The sequence below is a fragment of the Bacillota bacterium genome, from assembly GCA_012839765.1.
GTDB lineage: Bacteria > Bacillota > Limnochordia > DUMW01 > DUMW01 > DUMW01.
Genome location: DUMW01000021.1, coordinates 1 through 4,878, shown reverse-complemented (window position 1 = coordinate 4,878; position 4,878 = coordinate 1). Strand labels below are relative to the sequence as shown.

Below are 4,878 nucleotides of genomic sequence, written 5' to 3'. Positions count from 1 at the left end.
TTGTTAGGAACAGGCGGGATCTCCCGGGTTGCCGTATGTTCTCAGTGTCTAGCGTGCCGAGCTCTCAGACCCCGGAGTGCTGGCCCGAACTCACCATTTTCTCGCGCTCGGGTCAGTGTTGTCTTCTGCGGCGTAAAACGCATCGACCATCCTCATTAACGTTTTTCGAGGCTCAATCACTTCAGCTTTCGCTTTCGGCCCGTTAGCTTGCCTCCCTACGCTTAAACCAGTCAGTCACCTGGCTGGCTCCAAGGGCTGGCTACAAGCTGGTTGGTTAGACCTTTTCTTGACCGGATTCCCACCGGTTAGAACATACGCCATTTCCCGGCCGCACTTACGCTTACACAAGACCGACTATGCCCAGGATTTGATCGATCGGTTCAGTCTTGTAGGTAGTATGCCCCAAATCGCCGTATCAGTAGATATGTTGGATACGGGGATTGATGTACCCGAAGTGGTTAACCTAGTCTTTTTCAAGAAGGTGAGATCAAAGGCTAAGTTCTGGCAAATGATTGGGCGGGGAACTCGCCTCTGCCCGGATCTGTTTGGCCCGGGTTTGGACAAGGAGAGCTTCCTTATCTTTGATTTCTGTGGGAACTTTGAATTCTTCCGTGCCACTCCCCACGGGAAAGAGGTAAAGGGTACTATGGGCTTGACTGAGCGAATATTCAACACCAAACTTGAGCTTATTTACGAGTTGCAGCATCTTGATTACCAGGAAGAGAAATATGATCAGTACCGGGAAACGTTAGTCTCTGACCTAGTTGAAGAGATCAAGTCATTGAATACAGAAAGCTTTGTGGTGAAGCAGAAGCTTTGGTACGTAGAGAAATACCGCACCGAATCGCAATGGCAGAGCTTAACAGTTGTTGAAGTAGAAGAAATTAAGGAGAACCTTGGGCCGTTGATTCCTCCGGCCGCAGATGAGGAGATGGCTAAACGCTTTGACAACCTCATGTATACTCTGCAGCTTGCTCTAGTTTTGGGAAAGAGCATCACCAAAGGTAAGAACGAAGTGATCCGCACTGCCAAAGTACTGTCGGTGCAGGGAACGATTCCCCAGATAAGGGCTCAGCGAAGGATCATTGCGGAAGTTCAGACCGAGCAATTCTGGACTGGTGTCGACCTTCTGCAACTAGAACAGGTGCGGGAATCACTAAGGGAGCTGATCCGGTTCATTGAGCACGATGCCTCACGTATCTACTATACCAACCTTACCGATGAGATCCTTTCCGTCCAGGAGAATGTAGGGGAATTCGGTTCAAGCGAACTGCAGAGCTATCGGAAAAAGGTAAATCAGTACTTACGAGAGAATAAGAACCACTTGTCTATTCACAAATTACGGACCAACAAGCCACTGTCCGAGGAGGACTTTCTGGCCTTGGAGCAGATACTATGGCACGAAGTAGGTACCAAGGAGGATTATGAACGGGAGTTCGGTAATACGCCGTTGACAGTGCTAGTGCTACAGGTTGTAGGATTAGATCAAGAGACAGCCAATGAGGCTTTTTCAGAATTTCTAAACGATCACAACCTTGACAGCAGGCAAATACGGTTTGTGAAAACCATTGTGGATTACGTAGTTAAGAACGGAGTCATTGAGAAGAAAGCCCTCCAAGAGGAGCCCTTTCGGTCCATTGGTAGCATCGTGGATGTGTTTCCCGAAGGTAGTGCACGGAAAATCGTGTCGATTATTGACCGGTTGAATGAGAATGCTATCAGCGCCGCAGGAGCATAGGAAACCGCTTGCTACTCGTTCATAGGACACGTATTCGGGAAACCTCTAGCGCCGGTCATCATTTATGCCGTGCGAAATGACGAAGCAGAGCTTCCAAACGTCATATTCTAGTGTTTGAGTATTCTATCCCCTAGGTTTTAAGAGCATACTGTCTTCGTGGCCGTTGACAAGGAACAACCCACAGGATACGGTGTATATTAGCAGATCTGGTATAAGTCAAGTATTACATAGTCTGGTAGGCGGATATGATGACGACTATCAAAGGCCAGGGAACCGCTGCTGAGTATATACTAAGCAGCCGTTCGGGGTCCTACAAGATTGTGGTTGCGTTCTGTCATGCAACTTGAAGAATACACGACTCAACGACTATCCAATCGTCCGAAGGGGGTCATGCAATCTCTATGGAAGCAGTAGTACGAATCGCCAAGAAGGAAGATGCAGCTGCGTTGCATCGGTTTCTGGAGCAAAGCTATGGACACGGTAGGGATTTCTTCTACCGTCACTACCCAGATCGCTACCGGGATGAAGATGATGCCTTGAGCTGTTTTCACATTGTTGTGGAAGACGGTCAGATTGTCTCCAACGTTGGGGTCTTCCCAATGGAGGTCGTCATACTAGGGGAACACTTCAAATGTGCCGGAATTGGTGGGGTGGCAACTCATCCCCAAGCCCGGGGCAAGGGATATATGACTAGACTCTTGGAGGAGTCCCTCAGGGGGATGCGCGAGGAAGGCTCCGATTTTTCCATGCTGTGGGGTAACCGCCAGCGCTATGGGAGTTTCGGATATGAACTCTGTGGTGGACAGTATCATCTAGTGTATAGCAAAAGGTCCTTTGAACGGGGCAATGTGAAGCCTGAGGCGGTGATGGAGGTTGAACCTGCTGATCCCGAAGTCATCGAGAGAATCCGTTGCTTACATCAAACGCTATCATGTCGGGTGGAACGTCCCTGTTTGCCCTCACAACTCAAACGATTAGGTTTGCGTATCTTCGTTGGTTCTAGTGGTTACTTAATCTCTAATCGGGAGTTTTCAGGTGATCTTTATGTAGAGGAAGTTATCTCTCCCGAAGGAGAAGAAGCGGGTCTGATCTATGGAGCCCTCAACTGTACTTTCGGTTCAAGGGCCCATCTCTGTGTTGAAGCTGCTCACAGTCCGAGGAATAGCCGGCTGTTTGGTGCTTGTGAAAGTTGGAGTATTAGTCCCCAAGCGATGTTTAGGATTGTGAATTGGTCAAGTTTTATGCTGAAGCTAAGACCAGTACTGGAGCAGTTAGCAGTTGACCTTCCGCCCTTTGGGATGTCCATTGGCTGCAAGGATGGCGAGACCCTGGACGTTGTTTCTGTTGAGTGGAACGGCAAGAAGATGACGGTGGTCCCGAAGAAGGGTTCAGGCTCCTATGTGGAACTAGAAGTACGTCAGCTTACCAGTCTTGTCTTTGGTGGTCCACCGGCAAGCAAGGATCTAGGTACGTTTGGTTTACTGTTACCAGTTCCTGTTTTCATTGCCCAGATGGACGCAATCTAGATGTGTATTTAGTGCATGGGGGAAGGCAGACGGTGCCTTCCCCTATATTGGTATCTCGCTGGGGTTATCTCCTTAGTTATGACCGAAATTCTTACCCCTTGACAATTTGGCACCTGCAGGATATGGTACTTATGAAAGGTTTTATACAAGTTGGAGGATTCCATAGTCTATTAGGTGGATGTGACGGAGTTGCTGGGAAAGGCGAAGGGCCCTCAAAAGATTAACCAAAAACAGATTGCCGCTATGCTGAATATCTCTCAATCGACCGTCTCCAGAGCTTTGAGCGGTTCAAGAAGCGTCGATACTGCAACTCGGCGCAAGGTACTAGAAGCGGCTAAGGCGTTAGGGTATACGCCTAATTACTTGGCCCAGAGTCTGGTTTTGCAGCGGACCCGGCATCTTTGCTATATCATGCCTACCTTCGGTTTTATCCAAGGGGAGGTTACGTCCAGCATTCTAGCGGGGGCGGGGGATACGGCTGGGGAATTAGGTTATCGGTTTACGTTAGTCGCAGAAGCCCAGGAGGAGTTGCTGACCCTAGCAGCAGATGGCATGTACGATGGATTGTTCTTAACCTTAGAGGATCCGGAAAGCGCCCTGGAACAGTTGAATCAGATCCTAGAGGCAAATTACCCCATTGTCTTGGTCAACTGTTGGCTTGACGATCCTAGGGTACATTATGTGGCAACGGATAATTGGTACGGCGCCTATACCGCCACCCGATACCTCCAGGAATTAGGTCATCGACGGATTGCCTTTGTTGGTCCCTTGGGGGGACAAATAGGTAAGGAACGGTTTCTAGGATTTAAGACCGCCTTTCAGGAGGCTAGTCCTGGGCTAGACCCCCAGACACTAGATGTGTATTGGCCCAAGCGGATTGAGGAGGTGGAAAAACGTCTAGAGGAGGTATTCAACTTCTCTCCTTTCCCCACAGCCTTTGTCGTGTCTTCGGACCTAACTGCGATTGGTCTGATGCGGTTACTGGAAAAACGGGGGAGTGGGGTTCCCCAAGACGTATCGGTGATTGGCTTTGATGATATTACCACCGCAGCATATAATCTGCCGGCATTGACCACCGTTGAGATTCCAGGACATCGGATGGGTTGTGAAGCCATGCATGTGATGTATCGACTGCTGAACCGCAAGGCGTCTTCCAAACCCGAACAAGCGATTCAGATCAAGGTGCCTGCCCGCCTCATAAAACGGGACTCCTGCGAAGCCCCTGCTTGTAGCGGGTCCTAAACAGCTCTCAGAGTCCAATCATTAGTCTGAACCGCAGTGTCTTTAGTCCTAGCAAGTAGCCAGGTCAAGATGCTAGCAATGATACAGACTATAGCCCACGATACCACAATAGCATTCCAATTCCAACGCTCCAAGATTATTCCTGTGAATATGCTCATGAAAGCGGCACCCATGTAGGATGCGAAATCGAGGAAGCCAGCCATGGTGGACTGTTTGCCGACCCGGGCGAACTTCAGAGGAATTGAGTAAACGTAAAAAAGACCCCACCTGGCCTTCTGGGTGGGGGTTGTGTTATGCTTGTTAGTTTTTCTTCTGTGTACGGCAATAGTCGGGGATTTCGGGAGACCAGGGCATGAACCGTTCGAGGTCACT

Annotated in this window: 3 protein-coding genes; all 3 read left to right on the top strand. The window is 49.4% G+C overall.

Going from position 1 to position 4,878, the window contains the following annotated elements:
* Positions 1-286: 286 nt before the first annotated feature.
* On the top strand, positions 287-1,738 hold the full coding sequence (locus tag GXX57_01925) for a hypothetical protein (protein ID HHV43414.1): 1,452 nt from the start codon (positions 287-289) through the stop codon (positions 1,736-1,738).
* Positions 1,739-2,139: 401 nt separating this feature from the next.
* Positions 2,140-3,264: a GNAT family N-acetyltransferase gene (locus tag GXX57_01920; protein HHV43413.1), complete on the top strand. Its 1,125-nt coding sequence runs from the start codon at positions 2,140-2,142 to the stop codon at positions 3,262-3,264.
* Between the two features lie 180 nt (positions 3,265-3,444).
* Complete coding sequence (locus GXX57_01915) at positions 3,445-4,506, top strand: LacI family transcriptional regulator (protein ID HHV43412.1); 1,062 nt, start codon at positions 3,445-3,447, stop codon at positions 4,504-4,506.
* Positions 4,507-4,878: the final 372 nt, after the last annotated feature.

Coding starts and splice junctions, on each gene's coding strand:
- GXX57_01920 (HHV43413.1), top strand. CDS start 2,140: ATGGAAGCAGTAGTACGAATCGCCAAGAAGGAAGATGCAGCTGCGTTG.